Genomic DNA, 16,828 nt, shown 5'->3' on the forward strand with positions numbered 1-16,828 from the left:
CAGGAACCGTTCACGGCGGGTCTGGTACTTCGGCTTCGGGGCGCGTTTCTTGGGCATCGTCGTCAGGCTGAGGGCGGTGGAGAACACAGGGCACAAGGGTATCACTCAGACCCCTTCGCCAAAACGGAATTGTTCAGCGTTTCCCTGAAGGCGGAAAAACCAGCCAGCACCTCGACATCATGCCGTCCATCCGGGATTGCTCCCGGATGGACGCCGAGCTCAACCCCGCTTGCGTCCAGCTACGCGTAGACGCAGGGCATTCAGACGGATGAAGCCGGTGGCGTCGGCCTGATCGTAGGCGCCGGCATCTTCCTCGAAGGTCGCGATCGAGGCATCGAACAGACTGTTGGTCTCGGACTTGCGGCCGACGACCATGACGTTGCCCTTGTAGAGCTTGAGCCGCACTTCGCCGTTGACGACCTGCTGGGTCTGGTCGATGGCTGCCTGCATCATCTTGCGCTCGGGCGCGAACCAGTAGCCGTTGTAGACCAGACTGGCATAGCGCGGCATCAGCTCGTCTTTCAGGTGCGCGGCCTCACGATCAAGCGTGAGCGACTCGATGGCGCGATGGGCCTTGAGCAGGATGGTGCCGCCGGGCGTCTCGTAGCAGCCGCGCGACTTCATGCCGACATAGCGGTTCTCGACGATGTCGGCGCGCCCGATGCCGTTGGCGCCACCGATGCGGTTGAGTTCAGCGAGCAGCTCGGCTGGGCTGAGACGCTGGCCGTCGATGGCCACCGGATCGCCCTGTTCAAAAGCGATCTCGATCGTGGTCGGCTCGTCGGGCGCCTGCTCGGGCGCGACCGACCAGCGCCACATATCTGAACCCGGCTCGACCCAGGGATCTTCCAGATCATAGCCTTCATACGAGATGTGCAGCAGGTTGGCGTCCATGGAGTAGGGCGACTTGGTGCCGTCGCGCTTCATCTCGACCGCGATGCCGCGGCTCTCAGCATAGGCCATAAGTTTTTCGCGCGAGAGCAGATCCCATTCGCGCCAGGGAGCGATGATTTTGATCTCGGGATTGAGCGCATAGGCGCCCAGCTCGAAGCGTACCTGGTCGTTGCCCTTGCCTGTGGCGCCGTGAGAGATGGCATCGGCGCCGGTCTCGGCGGCGATCTCGATCAGACGCTTGGCGATCAGCGGACGGGCAATCGAGGTGCCGAGCAGATATGCGCCCTCATAGAGGGTGTTGGCGCGGAACATCGGAAACACAAAGTCGCTGACGAACTCTTCGCGCAGATCGTCGATGTAGATCTCCTTGACGCCGGCGGCCTGGGCCTTGGCGCGTGCCGGCTCCAGCTCCTCGCCCTGGCCGATGTCGGCGGTGAAGGTCACCACCTCGCAGCCATACTCTTCTTGCAGCCATTTCAGGATGACCGAAGTATCCAGTCCGCCGGAATAGGCCAGGACCACCTTCTTGATTGCGCCTTGCGCCATCGTCTTGCTCCAGATCTAGGGGTAAAACAGCCCATGCGGGCAAAGCCGATAGTATAGATCGGGAGCGATCCGGAATGGGCCACCGACTGGTGTGTGCGTCCAATTTAACCGCATCTTCACCAAGCCTCAACGGCCTGGTCATCAATCTTGGCGACCATAGCGCCCAGTCGTTTCATCAGAGGCTGGACACGCGATGTCAGACGTCAAGCGCATGCATCCACTGAAATATCGCAGCATCTTCATCTCGGACGTGCATCTGGGCTTTCGCGGCTGTCAGGCGCGGTTTCTGCTCGATTTTCTGCAATCGACCCACTGCAAGCAGCTCTATCTGGTCGGTGACATCGTCGATCTCTGGGCGATGAAGGGCGGTCTCTACTGGCCGGACGCGCACAATCAGGTGGTGCGCGCGCTGCTCGAAAAAGCCCGCACCGGCACCGAGGTCATCTATATCCCCGGCAACCATGACGCGCTCTTTCGCGATCATCTCGATGTCTGTTTCGGCGATGTGCGGGTGTGTGACGAGGTGGTGCATACGACCGCCGACGGGCGCCGGTTCCTGGTGCTGCATGGCGACAAATTCGATGGGGTTGTCCAGCATAGCCTGTGGCTGGCGCGGCTCGGCTCGCAGGCCTATGACCAACTGCTGGCGCTCAACGGATTCATCAGCCGGGTGCGGGCGCTCTTTGGACTCAAATACTGGTCGCTGGCCGGTTATCTCAAGCAGCGAGTCAAGGATGCCGTCAGCTATATCGGCAACTACGAGCACGCGCTGGCCAATGAGGCTACGCAGCGCGATCTGGACGGCATGATCTGCGGCCATATCCATCATGCCGAGATGCGCGAAATTGCGGATGTGACCTATTGCAACTGCGGCGATTGGGTCGAAAGTTGCACCGCCCTGGTCGAGCATCACGATGGTCGGCTGGAGCTTCTGCGCTGGACCGATGCCTATCCCGAGTCGCTGTCCGTCGCGCCTGTGCCGGAACCGGCGATGGCGCTCGCACGCGCCGGCTAGCTCTGGGCCGGCCGTAAGTTGAACGCCAGCCTAAAGCCGTTCGAGCAGACGCGCGAGATCGATGCGCACCCGCACCTCTTCCGGGTCCATGTGGCGCTTGACGCCAAGTCCGGGCAACTGGGTGTCGCGCACCTGGGGTGGGCTCAGCGGAATACCGAGCGGATCAGCGATCGCGACGGTCAGCGGGCCGTTGACACGCTCGCCACGCCGGATGACGACGGCTGTCTCACCACTCTGGAGCCGCACATAGGCTCCGGGTGGATACATCCCGATTTGTTTGGCGAAGATCGCGCCGAGTTCGCCAGCATAATCGCGCATCTCCAGATAGAGATTGCGCACCGCCACATTGGGCGCTAGAGCGCGCCGGCTCTTGCGCGGGCTGATACGCGCCACGAACAGATCGCTCATGCGCAGCAGATGCTGGAGCGGGTCGTGCACGAGCTTGCGGTTCGGATAGCCCCGACCATCCGGGGTTTCATGATGATCCTCGACCAGCGATAGCCAGGTCTCGTCGTCGACGCCCAATCGGCGTAGCCGGCTGGCGCCCTCGGTTGGATGAAGCTCGATCTGCGCGCGTTGGTCGATGTCCAGGGGTTGGGTCTGATGGGCGAGCCGGTCTTGCAGCGCGCTCATGCCAATGTTCATCGTCAAGGCGGCCCGCGTCAGCGCGTCGAGTTGCTGGTCCGTGATGTTGGCGAGTGGGGCAATCAGGCGGCAGGTGAGCGCCGACAGCAGGGCATGACTGGCGCTGTAACCGTAGCGCAGGTCGTGGAGCATCTGCACCAGGACGAACAGACTGTCATCGGGGCGGTCATCGAGTGACTGCACCGCTTCGTGTTCAATCTTGGTGATATGCCCTGTAAAGTCCGAACCAATGGTGTTGGGACTGTTTTCAGACAGTTTGTTGAGCCGCCGATGCAGTGCGGGCCACAGATCCGTCGGTTCGAGACGGGGCTGTGTTTGGATAACTTCACTGTCTGTCGTGGACATGATGCAGACGGCTACCGAATGGCGATACCTGCATTCTAAACCGGTCTATCGCGCCTTGTTCAATAGATCGCGGGCGAAGCCTGAGCGTGGTCCGTATGGAATTCGCGACACTGGCAGGCCGTTTGAGCCAGGCTTTACAGGCGCTGTTGATTGCGGGCGAAGGCTTGCAGGAGATCGAAGGCAAGTCCAGGATGGGCGCCGATGCTGGCCGGATCAAATCCGTGCTCGAAGAAGGGCGCGAAGCTCGGGTGACGACGAATCTCTTCTTCGGTCACCTGCTTGAAGCCCATGCTCCATTGCTCGAAACTGCGCGCCTGAATTTCATCGCGCTCCAGCTCGATCAGACCAAAATGACGCGCGTCGCGTGCAACACGGGCATAGGTCTCATCGACCGGCCCGGCCTCGCCCTCCAGGATCTGCAGAAAACATCCCTCCGCGTAGAGCAGCATGCCCGTGATGCCGTGGCGTGCATTGTGGCGCGCGGAGCTTTCGAGGATCGCTTTCAGTTCGGCGGGACTGCACTCTTGGTGGGCCGTGCTGACGTAGATGATATGGATCAGGGGCATGGCGGTCTCCATGGATTGAAGGCGATTGTGCGCCAGATCAAGGTCTAAAGATAGACGCTCGACCCGAGAGGATGGCCATGATATTTATCGTTCGACCTGTGTTGCGAACAGACAGACAAAAGAATGGGGCCGAATGGCCCCAAAATCACAACAACAGTCAAAGCATGAAGGCGTGTCCCGGTTTCGGATGTCCGGATCGACGCTGGAGCCATCGACCCGGACCGCGCTCACCGGAACGGTGGCTGGACACAGCGCCAGCCACCAGCGCGCGTTTTTTTAGAGGATGTAGCCGCGTTCGTCGTGCTGCGACAGATCCAGACCCATGGTCTCTTCCTCCTCATTGACACGCAGACCCATGGTGGACTTGACCACCAGCAGGATGAGCAGGCTCAGGGCACCGCCATAGACCAGGGTGACTACGACTGAGACAAATTGGATCAGCACCTGCACCCCGATACTGTCGACACCTCCGGCTAGTCCGGCACCGCCGAGAAAGGGCGCGGCAAAGACACCGGTGAGGATCGCGCCGACGATACCGGCCACGCCGTGCACGCCCCAGACGTCCAGTGAGTCGTCATAGCCGAACTTACGCTTGAGCTTGGTCGAGGCGATGAAGGCGAAGAACGCGCCGGCGAAGCCGATGGCGATGGCCCCCATGGGGCCAGCTGTGCCCGAGGCCGGCGTAATAGCAACCAGTCCGGCCACGGCGCCGGTGGCGATACCCAGCACCGAGGGTTTGCCGTGGTTGATCCACTCAGCGAACATCCAGGTTAGAGCGGCTGTCGCCGTCGCCAGTTGCGTAACCGTCATCGCCATACCGGCGGTGCCGTCGGCGGCCAGTTCCGAGCCGGCGTTGAAGCCGAACCAGCCAACCCACAGCATCGAAGCGCCCATCACCGTCAGGCCCAGGTTGTGCGGCGGCATGGCCGTTCCCGGATAGCCCTTGCGCGGACCGAGCACAATGGCCGCCATGAGCGCGGCGATACCGGCATTGATGTGCACCACGGTGCCGCCGGCGAAATCGAGCGCCTCGCCGCCTTCCTCGGTCAGACCCATGATCGTGCCCAGATGCGCGATCCAGCCACCGCCCCAGACCCAATGCCAGATCGGCACATAGACCAGGGTCAGCCACAGGGCCATGAAGACCAGCATGGCCGAGAACTTCATGCGCTCGGCAAAGGCGCCGACGATCAGCGCTGGGGTGATGATGGCGAAGGTCATCTGGAAGGTCATGTAGACCGACTCAGGAATGGTGCCGGCGACTGAATCGACCGTCATGCCGGAGAGAAAAAGCCTCTCGAAGCCGCCGATGACGCTCTGCAGCGAACCGCCGTCGGTGTAGGCCAGGCTATAGCCGTAGATGGCCCACAGCAGGCTCATCATGGCCGTGATGGCGAAACACTGCATGAGCACCGAAAGCACGTTCTTGGCGCGGACCAGACCGGCGTAGAACAGCGACAGTCCGGGGATGGTCATGAACAGGACCAGCGCCGTGGCCGTCAGCATCCAGGCGGTGTCGCCGGTGTCGATAGTCGCCTCTTCCTGGGCGAACGCCAGGAGTGGCGTGAGGATCAGACCGACCGCCAGCAGCGGTCGGAGCAGTCGTGGGATACGGATCGAATTCATCGTGCGGATCTCCGGGGGCCTGAATCAGAGCGCATCTACGCCGGTCTCGCCGGTGCGGATACGGATGACCTGTTCGAGTTCGAAGACGAAGATCTTGCCGTCGCCGATCTTGCCGGTACGGGCGGCGTTGCTGATGGCTTCGATGACTTGATCGACCATAGCGTCGTCGACAGCGATCTCGACCTTGATCTTCGGCAGGAAGTCCACGACGTATTCGGCGCCGCGGTAGAGTTCGGTATGACCCTTCTGTCGGCCAAAGCCCTTGACCTCGACGACGGTGATGCCGGAGACGCCGATATCGCCGAGCGCCTCGCGCACGTCGTCGAGCTTGAAGGGTTTGATGACGGCTGAAACCAGTTTCATGGTAAATGAGCTCCGAGTGCGGCCAGGGTCAGTTCCCTGGACGATGGGTTGCGAGTCAGGTGCGGTGTCGCGCTCAGAATTCCTTCAGCCAGCCGACCCAGATCTTGGGATCGTCGTCATAGGTGTCGCGACCGATCTGATCGTAGTTGAAGCTGAAGGTACCGAAGTCGCCCGCCTCACGACTGATCGAGGCGCCCCAGTGTCCGTAGTCGTTGCCGCCGTCGTTGTAGCGGAAGTCGTAGTAGCCGCCGCGCAGACTCAGGCCCAGCTCATAGGGCAGTTCGAAGTCGAGACTGACGTGGTAGTAGAGATCGCCTTCGATATAGTTGGCCTGGCCGTTGTCGACACCATCGGCATCATCGCCCTGACCGTAAATGGTGTAGGCGATACCGGCGGTCAGCCATTTGTAGGTCGTGCTGGCGCCGATCTCGGAGAAGTCCAGATCACGCCCATCGGGGTAGCCGTAGTAAATGAGATTGAACTCATAGCTCAGATCGTCGTTGATCGAACCGCCGAATCCGCCATACACATCGAGTTCATAGTTGGTGTCGTCGTCGAAGTCCACGTTCGAGACCCAGGTGCCGGCTGAGAAACCGCTCTCGTGGGCGTAATCGAGTCCGCCCTGGATGGCTGGGCCATTATTGGTCTGGCTCTGGCCGCGCCATATATAGTTGCTCACCACACCGATGTTGGCGCTGATCGGGTTCGATCCCTCGGCGAAGGCGATCGGCGAGGCGCTCGCGCCCATGATCAGGAGGCCGGCGGCCGCGAGTGCACTGATACTCTGTGTCTTCATGGATGATTTCCTCGTACTGGGTTGTTGCCGGATAGGCTCGATCGGGTGGTGTGGGCCGTCCGACCGGATGGCGTGTTTCGAGGGGGTGGCCCTGAATACCATGTTGGCTCTAAAGCAGGTAACGTGCCACTGAACGTCTCAGGCCTGATTCGGCCTGTGGTCGACGCCATTCAGTCCGAATGACCGCAAGACATCGAAGGGTTCGAGGGCGGCGTGCGATCGGTTGCCTGGGTGATACAGGCCGCCCGAACGGATGTTTTTCGGTCCCATGTGCGAACGCCGCCACAGCCGCATGCACCAAAATAATGCACATCAATCCGGTCGAGGCAGCAGGATGCACGTTCATAGCGCACGCGCTGAATAGGAGACGGTTCGCGAACACGCCCCTATAATGACCCTTCAAGGGTTCATCCAAATCCAGTTTCTTCCAACCCGAGTTGTTTCAACCTGAATTGTTCCAACTCTCAATCACAAGGTCTTTGCCGATGTTGGATCCAAAACACTTCGACGACCTGGTTCAGCGCCTGTCGACCGCCATGCCGAAGGGCTTGCAGCTCTTGCAGGACGACATCAATCGCAATCTGCGCACCTCGCTGGAGTCCGGACTGGCACGGCTCGATCTGGTCACGCGCGAGGAGTTCGACGTGCAGTCGGCGGTGCTGGCGCGCACGCGCGAGAAGCTGGCCGCGCTGGAGTCGCAGGTCGCCGTCCTGGAGCGTGCGCTCGCCGCTCCCGGTCATCAGTCGGACTGATCCAGGGGCCGGGTCTTGGCCCTCTGCATTCTCTATAGCCGCGGGCGACTCGGGATCGAGGCGCCGCCGGTCACGGTCGAGGTCCAGCTCTCGAGCGGGCTGCCGGCGATGTCAATCGTGGGTTTGCCCGAGATGGCGGTGCGTGAGAGCAAGGATCGGGTGCATGGCGCGCTCGTCAACAACGACTTCCAGTTTCCCAACGGACGGGTCACGATCAATCTCGCGCCAGCCGATCTGCCCAAGGAAGGCGGACGTTTCGATTTACCGATTGCACTCGGCACCCTGGGCGCCTCGGGTCAACTGCGCACCGAGCTGCTTGCACACTATGAGTGCATCGGCGAGCTGGCCCTGTCCGGTGAGCTGCGCCCGCTTCAGGGCGTGCTGCCGATCGCGCTGGCCGCGCGCGCGGCTGGTCGGGCGCTGATCCTGCCGCACGGAAATGCCGCCGAGGCGGCCATCGTCGAGGGGTTGGAAGTGCGCCCGGCGGCGCATCTGCGCGAGGTGTGTGCGCACCTCAATGGCACCGAGCCACTGCTGATCCAGAGGAGTGATGACCGGTTCCAGATCCGGCCCGACTATCCGGATCTGGCCGATGTGCGCGGTCAGGAGCACGGCAAACGCGGTCTGGAAATCGCCGCCAGCGGCGGGCACTCGATCCTCATGTCCGGTCCGCCTGGAACCGGCAAGTCGATGCTGGCCATCCGGCTGCCGGGACTGTTGCCGCCCTTGAGTGAGTCCGAGGCGCTTGAGGCTGCCGCGATCCGCTCGGTTGGCGGGCGTGATCCCTTCGATCCGGCGCGCTGGCTGGAGCGCCCATTCCGCTCGCCGCATCACACGGCCTCGGCCGTGGCCCTGGTCGGCGGCGGTACCCATCCGCGACCGGGTGAGATTTCGCTGGCGCATCATGGCGTGCTCTTTCTCGACGAGCTGCCCGAGTTCGATCGGCGGGTGCTGGAAGTGCTGCGCGAGCCGCTGGAGTCAGGCTGGATCGACATCTCGCGCGCGGCGCGTCAGGTCCGCTTTCCAGCGCAGTTCCAGATGGTCGCAGCCATGAATCCCTGTCCCTGCGGCTATCTGGGCGACAGCACCGGGCGCTGCCGCTGCACCAATGAACAGGTGGCGCGTTATCGTCGGCGTCTTTCCGGTCCGCTGCTCGACCGCATCGATCTGCATGTCGAGGTCTTGCGCCTGGAGGTGGGCCAGCTCACAGGCCCAGCATCGCGCGTGACCGAGAGCACGACCCAGGTGCGCGCCCGCGTGAGCGTGGCCCGCGAACGCCAGCTCGCGCGTGCCGGCAAGCCCAACGCCGCCCTGACGCCTGCCGAGATCGATCGCGACTGCGCGCTCGATGCCGCCGGCCAGCGCCTGATCGAGCAGGCCCTGACACGGCTCGCGCTCTCGGCACGCGCCTACCATCGCATCCTGAAGGTTGCGCGCACCATCGCTGATCTGGCCGGTGCCGAGCAGATCGACACCACGCATCTGAGCGAGGCCATTGGTTATCGTCGACTCGACCGGGGCGCGACAGTTTGAAGCCGCGCCATTTTCCGAACGCGACGCGCGGCTTATCATATGAATGCGTGCCGGTTCAGACTGTAGAGCACCGTGCAGCGCGACCGTCGAAGTGATCGTTGCTCGTCATCCGTACTATTCAGAGGGCGCCATGGACCGTCAACAAGCCGCAAATTTCATGCTCGAATGTCTGCGTAAAATGATGCAGAAGAATGGGTCCGACCTCTTCATCTCGGCCGGATTCCCGCCTGCCTGCAAGATCCACGGACGCATGACGCCGCTGAGCACTCAGCACCTGAGCGGAGAGCAGACCAACACCCTGGTGCGCTCGATCATGAACGACCGTCAGGTGCGTGACTTCGACGCACATAAGGAGTGCAACTTCGCGGTCAGTCCCAAGGGTATCGGGCGCTTCCGCGTCAATGCCTTCGTGCAGCAGGGGCTGTCCGGCGCGGTGCTGCGCACCATCAATTCCAGCATCCCGACCCTTGAGGAGCTGAGCCTGCCGCCGGTGCTCCAGGAAATCGTGATGAACAAGCGCGGCCTGGTGCTCATGGTCGGCGGCACCGGCTCGGGCAAGTCCACCTCGCTGGCGGCCATGCTCGGGCATCGTAATCAAAACAGCTACGGCCACATCATCACCATCGAGGATCCGGTCGAGTACGTGCATCCGCACGGCAACTGTCTGGTCACGCAGCGCGAGGTCGGGGTCGATACCGAGAGCTGGGATGCCGCACTCGTCAACACCCTGCGTCAGGCTCCGGACGTGATCCTGATCGGCGAGATCCGCACCCGCGAGACCATGGAGAACGCGATCAACTTTGCCGAGACCGGCCATCTGTGTCTCTCGACCCTGCACGCCAACAACGCTAACCAGGCGCTCGACCGCATCATCAATCTCTTCCCCGAGGAACGGCGCAGTCAGCTGCTGATGGACCTCTCGCTCAATCTCAAAGCCATCATCTCGCAGCGTCTGCTGTCCTGCACCGACGGCGGGCGTATCGCCGCTGTCGAGGTCATGCTCAACTCGCCGCTGATCCAGGATCTGATATTCAAGGGCGATGTCGGCGGCATCAAGGCGGTCATGAAGAAGTCGCGCGAGCTGGGGATGCAGACTTTCGACATGGCGCTGTTCGATCTCTACGAAGCCGGCAAGATCAGCTACGAGGATGCACTGCGCAACGCCGACTCCATGAATGGTCTGCGCCTGGCGATCAAGCTCGAAGGTCATAGCGCACATGAGAAGGATCACTTCAGCGACACGGGCGCACTGTCGATTGTCAGCGACGAGGACGAGGAGGAGGGCGGTGGTCCGGATTCGAGTCTCTTTGGCGAGTCATCGCCGGTCTCGACCATCGAGGATCCGCCGACACGTCTTACGCCGAATCGATGACAGAGCCAGCAGCGACGGTAAGCATTCATGGACATCAAGCCCTATCTCGAACTCATGGTCAAGCACAAGGCTTCGGACTTGTTCTTCGCCGCCGGCACTCAGGTCAAGATCAAGATCGAGGGCGTCATCCGCTCGATCGGTGAGACGGCGCTGACGGCCGCCACCTGTCGTGAAGCGGTCGAGGCGATCATGACTCCCGAGCAGATCGAGGAGCTGGAACGCGAGCGCGAGCTGGATTTCGCCATTGCCCTGGAAAGCAAGGCGCGTTTTCGCGTCAACGCCTATTTCCAGCGCGGGCAGCCGGCGATGGTGTTGCGCTACATCCGCGCCAATGTGCCCACGCTCGAAGAACTCAATGTCCCATCGACCCTTGCGCCGCTCATCATGCACAAGCGCGGGATCATTCTCATGGTTGGCGCCACCGGCTCGGGCAAGTCGACCACGCTCGCGGCCATGATCGATCACCGCAACCGCAACTCCACCGGGCACATCGTCACCATCGAGGATCCGATCGAGTTCACCCATACGCACCAGCAGTGCCTCGTCAGCCAGCGCGAGGTCGGCATCGACACCAAAAGCTATGCCAACGCGCTCAAGAGCGTGCTGCGCGAGGCGCCGGACGTGGTGCTGATCGGCGAGATTCGTAATCGTGAGACGATGGAAGCGGCGATCGAATTGGCCGGGACCGGACATCTGGCGATCTCGACCCTGCATGCCAACAATGCGCATCAGGCCATGGAGCGCATCATCAACATGTTCCCGCAGGACATGCACAAGACGCTGTTCATGGATCTCTCGGCCTACATGCGCGCCATCCTGTCGCAGCGGCTGGTGCGCACCAAGGACGGCTCGCGCTGCGCGGCGATCGAGATCCTCGTCAACACGCCGCACATCGCCGACCTGATCCGCGACGGACGAGTTGATGCCATCAACGAGGCCATGCAGGAGAGCGGCACCGAGGGGATGTGCACCTTCGATGATGCGTTGCTGGCGCTCTACAACGCCGGCACCATCACCATGGAAGAGGCGCTGGCGAATGCCGACTCGTCGGCCAATCTGGAGGCAAAGATCCATTTTGGCTGAGGAGTTCCACTCCCAGACGGCGCAGATGCTCGACCAGCCATTTGAAGCCGACGTGCTCCTGCTCCAGGCGCAGGTTCGGGCCGAGGCGGTTCAGACGCAGATCCTGGTATAGGGCGCGTTCCTCGTCCGTTAACCGCTGTAGCTCGGCGCGCGATGGCTTGTCCTCGACGCCCCAGAGGGCGCGATGGGCGTCGAGTGTCGCGCGGTCCATGAGCAGTGAGCGCACCGAATCGAGGTGCGCACGCAACTGATCCAGGATAACGAAGCCGTGGGTGTCGATGTCGCCCCAGTAATGGATGGTGCAATCCCGCAGCCAGTGCGCCTGCGCCAGTGACTCCCAGCCATAGCCGGCACCAAAGAGCAGCATGGCGTCCCGGAGGCGCGGAAAGGCCAGGAAATTGGTCTCATTTTCGGTGATGAAGACATGCCGGACTGGCCAGCGCAGACGGCTGAAATCCGCTGCGTCCAGGGTGAGGTCCGGGCATTCCAGGTCGGGAATAGAGTTGAGCAGCGGATCGAGCAGGCGCAGCCGGATGCGCACCGGCTTCTCGCGAAAGCCATAGCGGGCCGCAAACTGGCCAACGCCGGTTTTCGTGGCATCCACCTGTTCGCCCGGCAGGGCCAGATCCAGCAGTTCGGTCAGAACGCCGCGATGCGCCTCGATGAATTTGGTATGCACGCCGGGCAGATCGACCTGGCGCAGATAGATCTCCGATCGCGGATGCGCACTCACCCAGCCGACGACGGCCAGCAGGCGCGGCCAGTCATCAGCCAGCTCCAGCGCCTGCAAGGGGCGTCTGGCCAGCCAGGGCAGGAGTGCGGGATTAGTCTGGCGCGTGGTCTCGGTCAGCGCCATGAAGCGCTGCCAGTCGCGGCGTTTGCCGAGTGCGGTCAGCACCTGATCGAGACTGTCGATCCAGGCCGCCGCCGGCAGGCGTTGCGTGCCCTGGACGCGGTGGCGCACCTCGCGCCATTCGAGCCGAATCCAGTCGATCTCCGCCAGCTCAACGGCCCAGGCGCGCACCGCCTCGAAGCGCTCCGTGACATCGGTCGAGCCGGGTGTCTTGAGGGTCAGGCGTCGCGGGAAGTTCGCTTCATCACTCAGTCCGGCGCGCAGCCAGTCGCCGCGCTCCCACAGCCGCGCCAGTTGCGCCCGCAGATCCTTGGGTCGGGTCCAGTTCAAGGCGTCGCGTCCAGAACGTCGGTCTTGGGCGTGCTCGTGGCAGCGGCCTTCTCGATCCGGTAGTCCTCGATCGACAGCGTGCGCAGTTTGGAGGCGCGCCCGCCCTCGTTGTGAACAAAGCCGACGCTGGAGACGAATGGCTCGATGATGTGGATCTTCTGCAGCGGCGTGACGATCAGCAGTTGCAGATTGAGCTGCTGGAACAGCCGCAGACCATAGTGAGCGGATTCATCTGAGCCGCGTCCGAAGGCTTCGTCGATGACCACGAAGCGGAAGGAGCGCGAGCGCACCGCGCCCCATTCCAGACCGAACTGATAGGCCAGACTGGCGGCGAGGATGGTATAGGCCAGCTTCTCCTTCTGACCGCCGGATTTGCCGCCCGAGTCTGAATAGTGCTCGTGCTCGCTGTCGTCCTCGCGCCAGCGCTCGCTGGCCGCGAACAGGAACCAGTTGCGCACGTCGGTGACCTTGGCCGTCCAGCGCGCATCGAGATCGGATTTGCCGTCGCGCCCCCGGAAGCGGTCGATGATCGCCTTGACCGCCATGAACTTGGCCTCGGAATACTGCGCCTCTTCCGAGCCGGTCACCGCGCCCTCGGTACAGGCGCGCAGATCGCGCAGGAAGTCGCGGATCTCGGAATCAGGGGTGGGCTGGGATTCGAGCCGGATGTAGCGGCCGGGGTTGTAGTCGATCTCGCTCAGCGACTGGTTGATGTGGTCGATGCGCTCCTTGATGGTCTCGCGTTCGCGGGCCAGTTGAGCGTTGAAGTTGGCGATCTCGTTGATGGTGTTGACGTTGAGCATCTCCTTGAACTGGGCGACAAAGCGCGGCAGATCGTCGCGCTTGAGCTGGTCGAGGAGCTTTTCGTATTCGAAGGCCGCGTCCAGACTGGCGTCGAACTCGGCCGTTTCGAGCTGGAACTCGGCTTTGAACGCGGTCATGGCGCTGGTGATGCGCCCGGTCAAATGCCGGATCTTGCTATCTTCGCTTTCGATCTGCTTCTGCAACCAATCCCGGACCTCACGCTCGCGGTTGTCGCACGATTCGACGCTTAGTTGATGCTCGCCCAGAGCCTCGGCGCGCATGGTCTCCAGGCGCGCCGAGAGTGCCGCATCGGCCGGAATCTCCTGGAGCAACGTGGTCGTTTGCTGCTTCAAGTCCAGGGCTTCAGACTGGCGCCGCTGGGCTTCGCCGAGTTTGACGAAGACATCCTTCAAGTCGAGCGCGTTCTTTTTAGCGGCTTCCTCGAACTCACGCAGACGCTCGTTCAGTTGCTTGAGGATGTCGGAGGCCGATTCCAGCCGCCGGCGCTCGTCTTCGAGCATGGCGATCTCGGTGGCCGGGCCGGCCCAGTCGAGTTCCTCGAAACTGGTGAACTCATCCAGGCGCGTCAGGGCATCGAGTCGTTTCTGCACGGTCTTGCGTTCGGCGTCGATCGTGCTGATCCGGCCGGCGACTTCGCTGAGTCGCTGTTCGAGCTGACGGCGCTTGGCCTCCAGGACAGCGATTTTGGCGCTATTGCTCCAGCCGAGCACATAGCGGCTGCGATCGTCGATCCGGTGGCGGTCGTCCTTCTCGTGCCGGCCGCTGGGATCCTTGATCTGTCCGGCTGGGGTGATGGCGCGCGTTTCGCGGCGGAACTGCTCCTGGGTGGCGCAGCAGGCAACATCGAAGCGGTGTGCCAGCTCGCGCTCCAGCCAGTCGTAGTGCGGTGAATCCGGCTTGACGGAGAGCTTGCGGACCAGCGAATCCGGGTGCAACTGGGGCAAGTCCGCCGGCTTGCGGGGGCGAACGTGGAAGTAGACCAGACGGCCCCGCAGATGACGGCTGTCGACCCATTCAGCCACAGCCCGGTAGTGGTCGTCCGGCACCAGCAGGGACAGACCGAAACCGCGCAGCAAACGCTCGGCCGCGCCTTCCCAGTCGCGCTCGTCGTCGCGTACCTGGATCAGTTCGCCGGCGAAGGGCATGTCGTCGACATCCACATCCAGGGCGGCACAGAGCGCGGCCCGGATCTGGATCTGCTGGTCGTCGATGTTGCTGCGCCGACGTTTGAGACTGTCGATCTCGGCGCTGAGCTGATCATGCTCCAGCTTGCCCTGACGCAGCTCCACCTCCTGTTCGGTGCGGGCGTTCTGCAGCTCGGCCTCACGGTTGTGCGCCTCCTCGCGCCAATCCCGGAAGCGCGTCCGCTGGTCGTTGAAGGCGCTCTCGTCGGTCGCCGTCGTCTCGCCCAGCACGGTCGCCAGCGCGCCATAGCGCGCGGCCTTGGCCTGACGCTGATCCCGCAGTTGCTCGCGCTTGCGGATGTCGGCCGCCAGCCGTTCCAGGCGGTCGCCGCCGTTGTCGTTGATCGCCTGCTTGAGTTCGTCGATCTGGCGGCCGTGCTCTTCGCGCCGAGTCTCCAGGCGCTGCACCTGAGCATCGAGCCGCTCCAGTTCCTCACTCACGAGTCCCAGGCGCTTGTCGAGCAAGCCCAGTTTCAGCCGGGCGAAATGGGCGCGCAGTCCATCGCGACAATGGCGCAACTGTTCAACCTCGGCCATCAGCTCGCCATGACGCGTGCAATCGGCCACCAGCGGGGTCAGCAATTCAACCTGCCGCTGCGCCTTGAGCACCGAGCGATGGGCACGGTCGAGATCGTCGAAGTGGCTGATCAGGGCCTTGAGGCGCGGGTCCACCTCGAAGGGTTCGAGCATGTGGGTGCGCACGAAGTCAGTGAGATTGCCCACGGATTTCATCGATACCGTCTGATGGAACAGCCCCATGGCCTGATCGTTCTGGATGCCGAGATGACGCCGGAACCAGGCGCCATAGGGTGGGAAGCTGTCGAACAGCTCAGCTCCGCGCCCGCGCAGCTTGCGGCGCAGTCGGCCGATGTCCGAACCGAAGTCCGCAAAGTCATCGGCGATCGTCAGTGCTCGCTCGGCACCCAGGAACAGCCGTACCGGCTGCCCCAGACCCTCCTTCATCCAGAACACCTGAGCCAGGGTTACCGTTTGCCCATAGCCGAGGTTCTCGAACACGCCGAGGATGACCGAATAGCTGCTGTGATCGCGCAGCGAGACGGGTTTGGCCGCGCCCGTGACTTCGTTGCGCTCGGATTTGTAGTGACCGAGCACATAGGAGCGCAGACTGCGTTCCTTGTTATCGGCCCCGGCGGCCTTGTTGTAGGCGACACGATGCGCCGGCACCAGCAGCGTGGTGACGGCATCGACCAGGGTCGACTTGCCCGAGCCGATGTCGCCGGTGAGCAGTCCGTTCTGGCCGTCGAGCTGGAGCGTCCAGACCCGACCATCGAACGTCCCCCAGTTGAACACTTCCAGCCGCTGGAGCCGGAAGCCCGAGCGTGTGTCGTCGGCGATAAACTCCAGTTCCAGAGCAGCTTGATCGGTCTCAGTCATGGCGCCGGCCCTCCGCAGTCGCCGACTCCGGCATGAGTCGCTGTCGATAGACCGCCAGACGTGCATCGAACTCGCTCAACCATTGCGCATCGACGAAGGCTTTGAGGATGCGCTTGACCTCATAGTTATCTGGAGCCGCCGCCGCGCCCGCGCCGGGTTTGAGCCGATGCAGAAAACCCAGATCGACCACCTTGTTGATGTGGGTGTCGATCTGGTCAATGAGCCGGGCCTCGTTGGTGCCCTCGGGCAGAAACACCCGCACCAGCTCGACGATCTCATCGCGACTGAGCACCAGCCGGGTATCGCCCGCGCCGGCATCGAACTCAAGCAGCTTCTTGCGCAGCAGCGCCAGCAGCAGGCTGACCGGAAAAGACAGGGGGCGGCGGGCAATCAGACGCGGCAGGCGGGTGCTGCCTTCATCGTCGTCGTCGGAGTCGTCACGGCTCTTGAGAAAGGCATAGCCCTCGGCCTCGTCGAGCACCAGCTCCAGGTCGAGCAAGCGCATGGTGTCGCGCACGGCGGACTGGAGTGTCAGCAGCGCGGCCCAGAGTGGCTCGTCGCTCTCGCGGTAGAGCACGCCCTTGAGCAGGCCGATGAGCAGCCGCGACAGATCCTGATTGGGTTTGGTGGTCGGCGTCGTATCGAGGGTGGCGTCGGGTTGGTCCATCCAGGGTTCCGGTGTTGGTGAAGCGGTGAGTGGGCGTC

14 protein-coding genes are annotated in these 16,828 nt (G+C 62.8%); 5 read left to right on the forward strand and 9 right to left on the reverse strand.

What is annotated here, in order from left to right; translation table 11 throughout:
* Positions 1–219: 219 nt before the first annotated feature.
* Complete coding sequence (locus GJ668_RS04375) at positions 220–1,440, reverse strand: argininosuccinate synthase (protein ID WP_155448907.1); 1,221 nt, start codon at positions 1,438–1,440, stop codon at positions 220–222.
* Positions 1,441–1,633: 193 nt separating this feature from the next.
* On the opposite strand from GJ668_RS04375, the gene GJ668_RS04380 reads away from it, so the two are divergent.
* A complete protein-coding gene (locus tag GJ668_RS04380) occupies positions 1,634–2,455 on the forward strand; it encodes a UDP-2,3-diacylglucosamine diphosphatase (protein WP_155448908.1) in 822 nt (273 codons plus the stop codon).
* 30 nt (positions 2,456–2,485) lie between these two features.
* Here GJ668_RS04380 and GJ668_RS04385 read toward each other — a convergent pair whose 3' ends face one another.
* The 5 genes from GJ668_RS04385 to GJ668_RS04405 form a co-directional block, all read right to left on the reverse strand.
* Positions 2,486–3,445 (reverse strand): HD-GYP domain-containing protein, encoded by a 960-nt coding sequence (locus GJ668_RS04385; protein ID WP_155448909.1) that lies wholly within the window; start codon positions 3,443–3,445, stop codon positions 2,486–2,488.
* A gap of 134 nt (positions 3,446–3,579) precedes the next feature.
* Positions 3,580–4,011: a BLUF domain-containing protein gene (locus tag GJ668_RS04390; RefSeq protein ID WP_186342887.1), complete on the reverse strand. Its 432-nt coding sequence runs from the start codon at positions 4,009–4,011 to the stop codon at positions 3,580–3,582.
* Positions 4,012–4,287: 276 nt separating this feature from the next.
* A complete protein-coding gene (locus GJ668_RS04395) occupies positions 4,288–5,637 on the reverse strand; it encodes an ammonium transporter (protein WP_155448911.1) in 1,350 nt (449 codons plus the stop codon).
* Positions 5,638–5,661: 24 nt separating this feature from the next.
* Entirely contained in the window at positions 5,662–6,000 is a 339-nt protein-coding gene (locus GJ668_RS04400) for a P-II family nitrogen regulator (RefSeq protein ID WP_155448912.1), read from the reverse strand.
* Between the two features lie 73 nt (positions 6,001–6,073).
* Positions 6,074–6,796, reverse strand: coding sequence for a TorF family putative porin (locus GJ668_RS04405; protein ID WP_155448913.1), 723 nt, complete (start codon positions 6,794–6,796; stop codon positions 6,074–6,076).
* A 485-nt stretch (positions 6,797–7,281) separates the two neighbouring features.
* Between GJ668_RS04405 and ubiK the strand changes: the two genes are divergently transcribed.
* The 4 genes from ubiK to GJ668_RS04425 all read left to right on the forward strand — a co-directional run bounded on the left by ubiK (position 7,282) and on the right by GJ668_RS04425 (position 11,536).
* Positions 7,282–7,548 carry a ubiquinone biosynthesis accessory factor UbiK gene (gene ubiK, locus GJ668_RS04410; protein ID WP_155448914.1) on the forward strand — a complete coding sequence of 89 codons (267 nt, stop codon included), beginning with the start codon at positions 7,282–7,284 and terminating at the stop codon, positions 7,546–7,548.
* Between the two features lie 15 nt (positions 7,549–7,563).
* On the forward strand, positions 7,564–9,081 hold the full coding sequence (locus tag GJ668_RS04415) for a YifB family Mg chelatase-like AAA ATPase (RefSeq protein ID WP_155448915.1): 1,518 nt from the start codon (positions 7,564–7,566) through the stop codon (positions 9,079–9,081).
* Between the two features lie 130 nt (positions 9,082–9,211).
* Positions 9,212–10,453 (forward strand): PilT/PilU family type 4a pilus ATPase, encoded by a 1,242-nt coding sequence (locus tag GJ668_RS04420; protein ID WP_155448916.1) that lies wholly within the window; start codon positions 9,212–9,214, stop codon positions 10,451–10,453.
* 27 nt (positions 10,454–10,480) lie between these two features.
* Positions 10,481–11,536 carry a PilT/PilU family type 4a pilus ATPase gene (locus tag GJ668_RS04425; protein ID WP_155448917.1) on the forward strand — a complete coding sequence of 352 codons (1,056 nt, stop codon included), beginning with the start codon at positions 10,481–10,483 and terminating at the stop codon, positions 11,534–11,536.
* Here GJ668_RS04425 and GJ668_RS04430 read toward each other — a convergent pair.
* From GJ668_RS04430 to GJ668_RS04440, 3 genes are read right to left on the reverse strand one after another with little or no spacing between them, the layout of a single operon-like run.
* The gene (locus GJ668_RS04430; protein ID WP_155448918.1) at positions 11,466–12,719 is read right to left on the reverse strand and encodes a DUF3322 domain-containing protein; all 1,254 of its coding nucleotides are present in this window, start codon (positions 12,717–12,719) and stop codon (positions 11,466–11,468) included. The two genes, GJ668_RS04425 and GJ668_RS04430, sit on opposite strands and share 71 nt — an antisense overlap.
* Entirely contained in the window at positions 12,716–16,123 is a 3,408-nt protein-coding gene (locus GJ668_RS04435; RefSeq protein ID WP_155448919.1) for an ATP-binding protein, read from the reverse strand. Before GJ668_RS04435 ends, GJ668_RS04430 begins: the two co-directional genes overlap by 4 nt.
* Positions 16,116–16,790, reverse strand: coding sequence for a DUF4194 domain-containing protein (locus tag GJ668_RS04440; RefSeq protein WP_155448920.1), 675 nt, complete (start codon positions 16,788–16,790; stop codon positions 16,116–16,118). Before GJ668_RS04440 ends, GJ668_RS04435 begins: the two co-directional genes overlap by 8 nt.
* Positions 16,791–16,828: the final 38 nt, after the last annotated feature.

Origin of the sequence: Allochromatium palmeri (assembly GCF_009720725.1) — a bacterium.
Classification (GTDB): Bacteria; Pseudomonadota; Gammaproteobacteria; order Chromatiales; family Chromatiaceae; genus Thermochromatium; species Thermochromatium palmeri.

Excerpts from the sequence above, each read along its gene's own strand:
- GJ668_RS04375 (WP_155448907.1), bottom strand. The coding sequence starts at position 1,440 with ATGGCGCAAGGCGCAATCAAGAAGGTGGTCCTGGCCTATTCCGGCGGA.
- GJ668_RS04380 (WP_155448908.1), top strand. The coding sequence starts at position 1,634 with ATGTCAGACGTCAAGCGCATGCATCCACTGAAATATCGCAGCATCTTC.
- GJ668_RS04385 (WP_155448909.1), bottom strand. The coding sequence starts at position 3,445 with ATGTCCACGACAGACAGTGAAGTTATCCAAACACAGCCCCGTCTCGAA.
- GJ668_RS04390 (WP_186342887.1), bottom strand. The coding sequence starts at position 4,011 with ATGCCCCTGATCCATATCATCTACGTCAGCACGGCCCACCAAGAGTGC.
- GJ668_RS04395 (WP_155448911.1), bottom strand. The coding sequence starts at position 5,637 with ATGAATTCGATCCGTATCCCACGACTGCTCCGACCGCTGCTGGCGGTC.
- GJ668_RS04400 (WP_155448912.1), bottom strand. The coding sequence starts at position 6,000 with ATGAAACTGGTTTCAGCCGTCATCAAACCCTTCAAGCTCGACGACGTG.
- GJ668_RS04405 (WP_155448913.1), bottom strand. The coding sequence starts at position 6,796 with ATGAAGACACAGAGTATCAGTGCACTCGCGGCCGCCGGCCTCCTGATC.
- ubiK (WP_155448914.1), top strand. The coding sequence starts at position 7,282 with ATGTTGGATCCAAAACACTTCGACGACCTGGTTCAGCGCCTGTCGACC.
- GJ668_RS04420 (WP_155448916.1), top strand. The coding sequence starts at position 9,212 with ATGGACCGTCAACAAGCCGCAAATTTCATGCTCGAATGTCTGCGTAAA.
- GJ668_RS04425 (WP_155448917.1), top strand. The coding sequence starts at position 10,481 with ATGGACATCAAGCCCTATCTCGAACTCATGGTCAAGCACAAGGCTTCG.
- GJ668_RS04435 (WP_155448919.1), bottom strand. The coding sequence starts at position 16,123 with ATGACTGAGACCGATCAAGCTGCTCTGGAACTGGAGTTTATCGCCGAC.
- GJ668_RS04440 (WP_155448920.1), bottom strand. The coding sequence starts at position 16,790 with ATGGACCAACCCGACGCCACCCTCGATACGACGCCGACCACCAAACCC.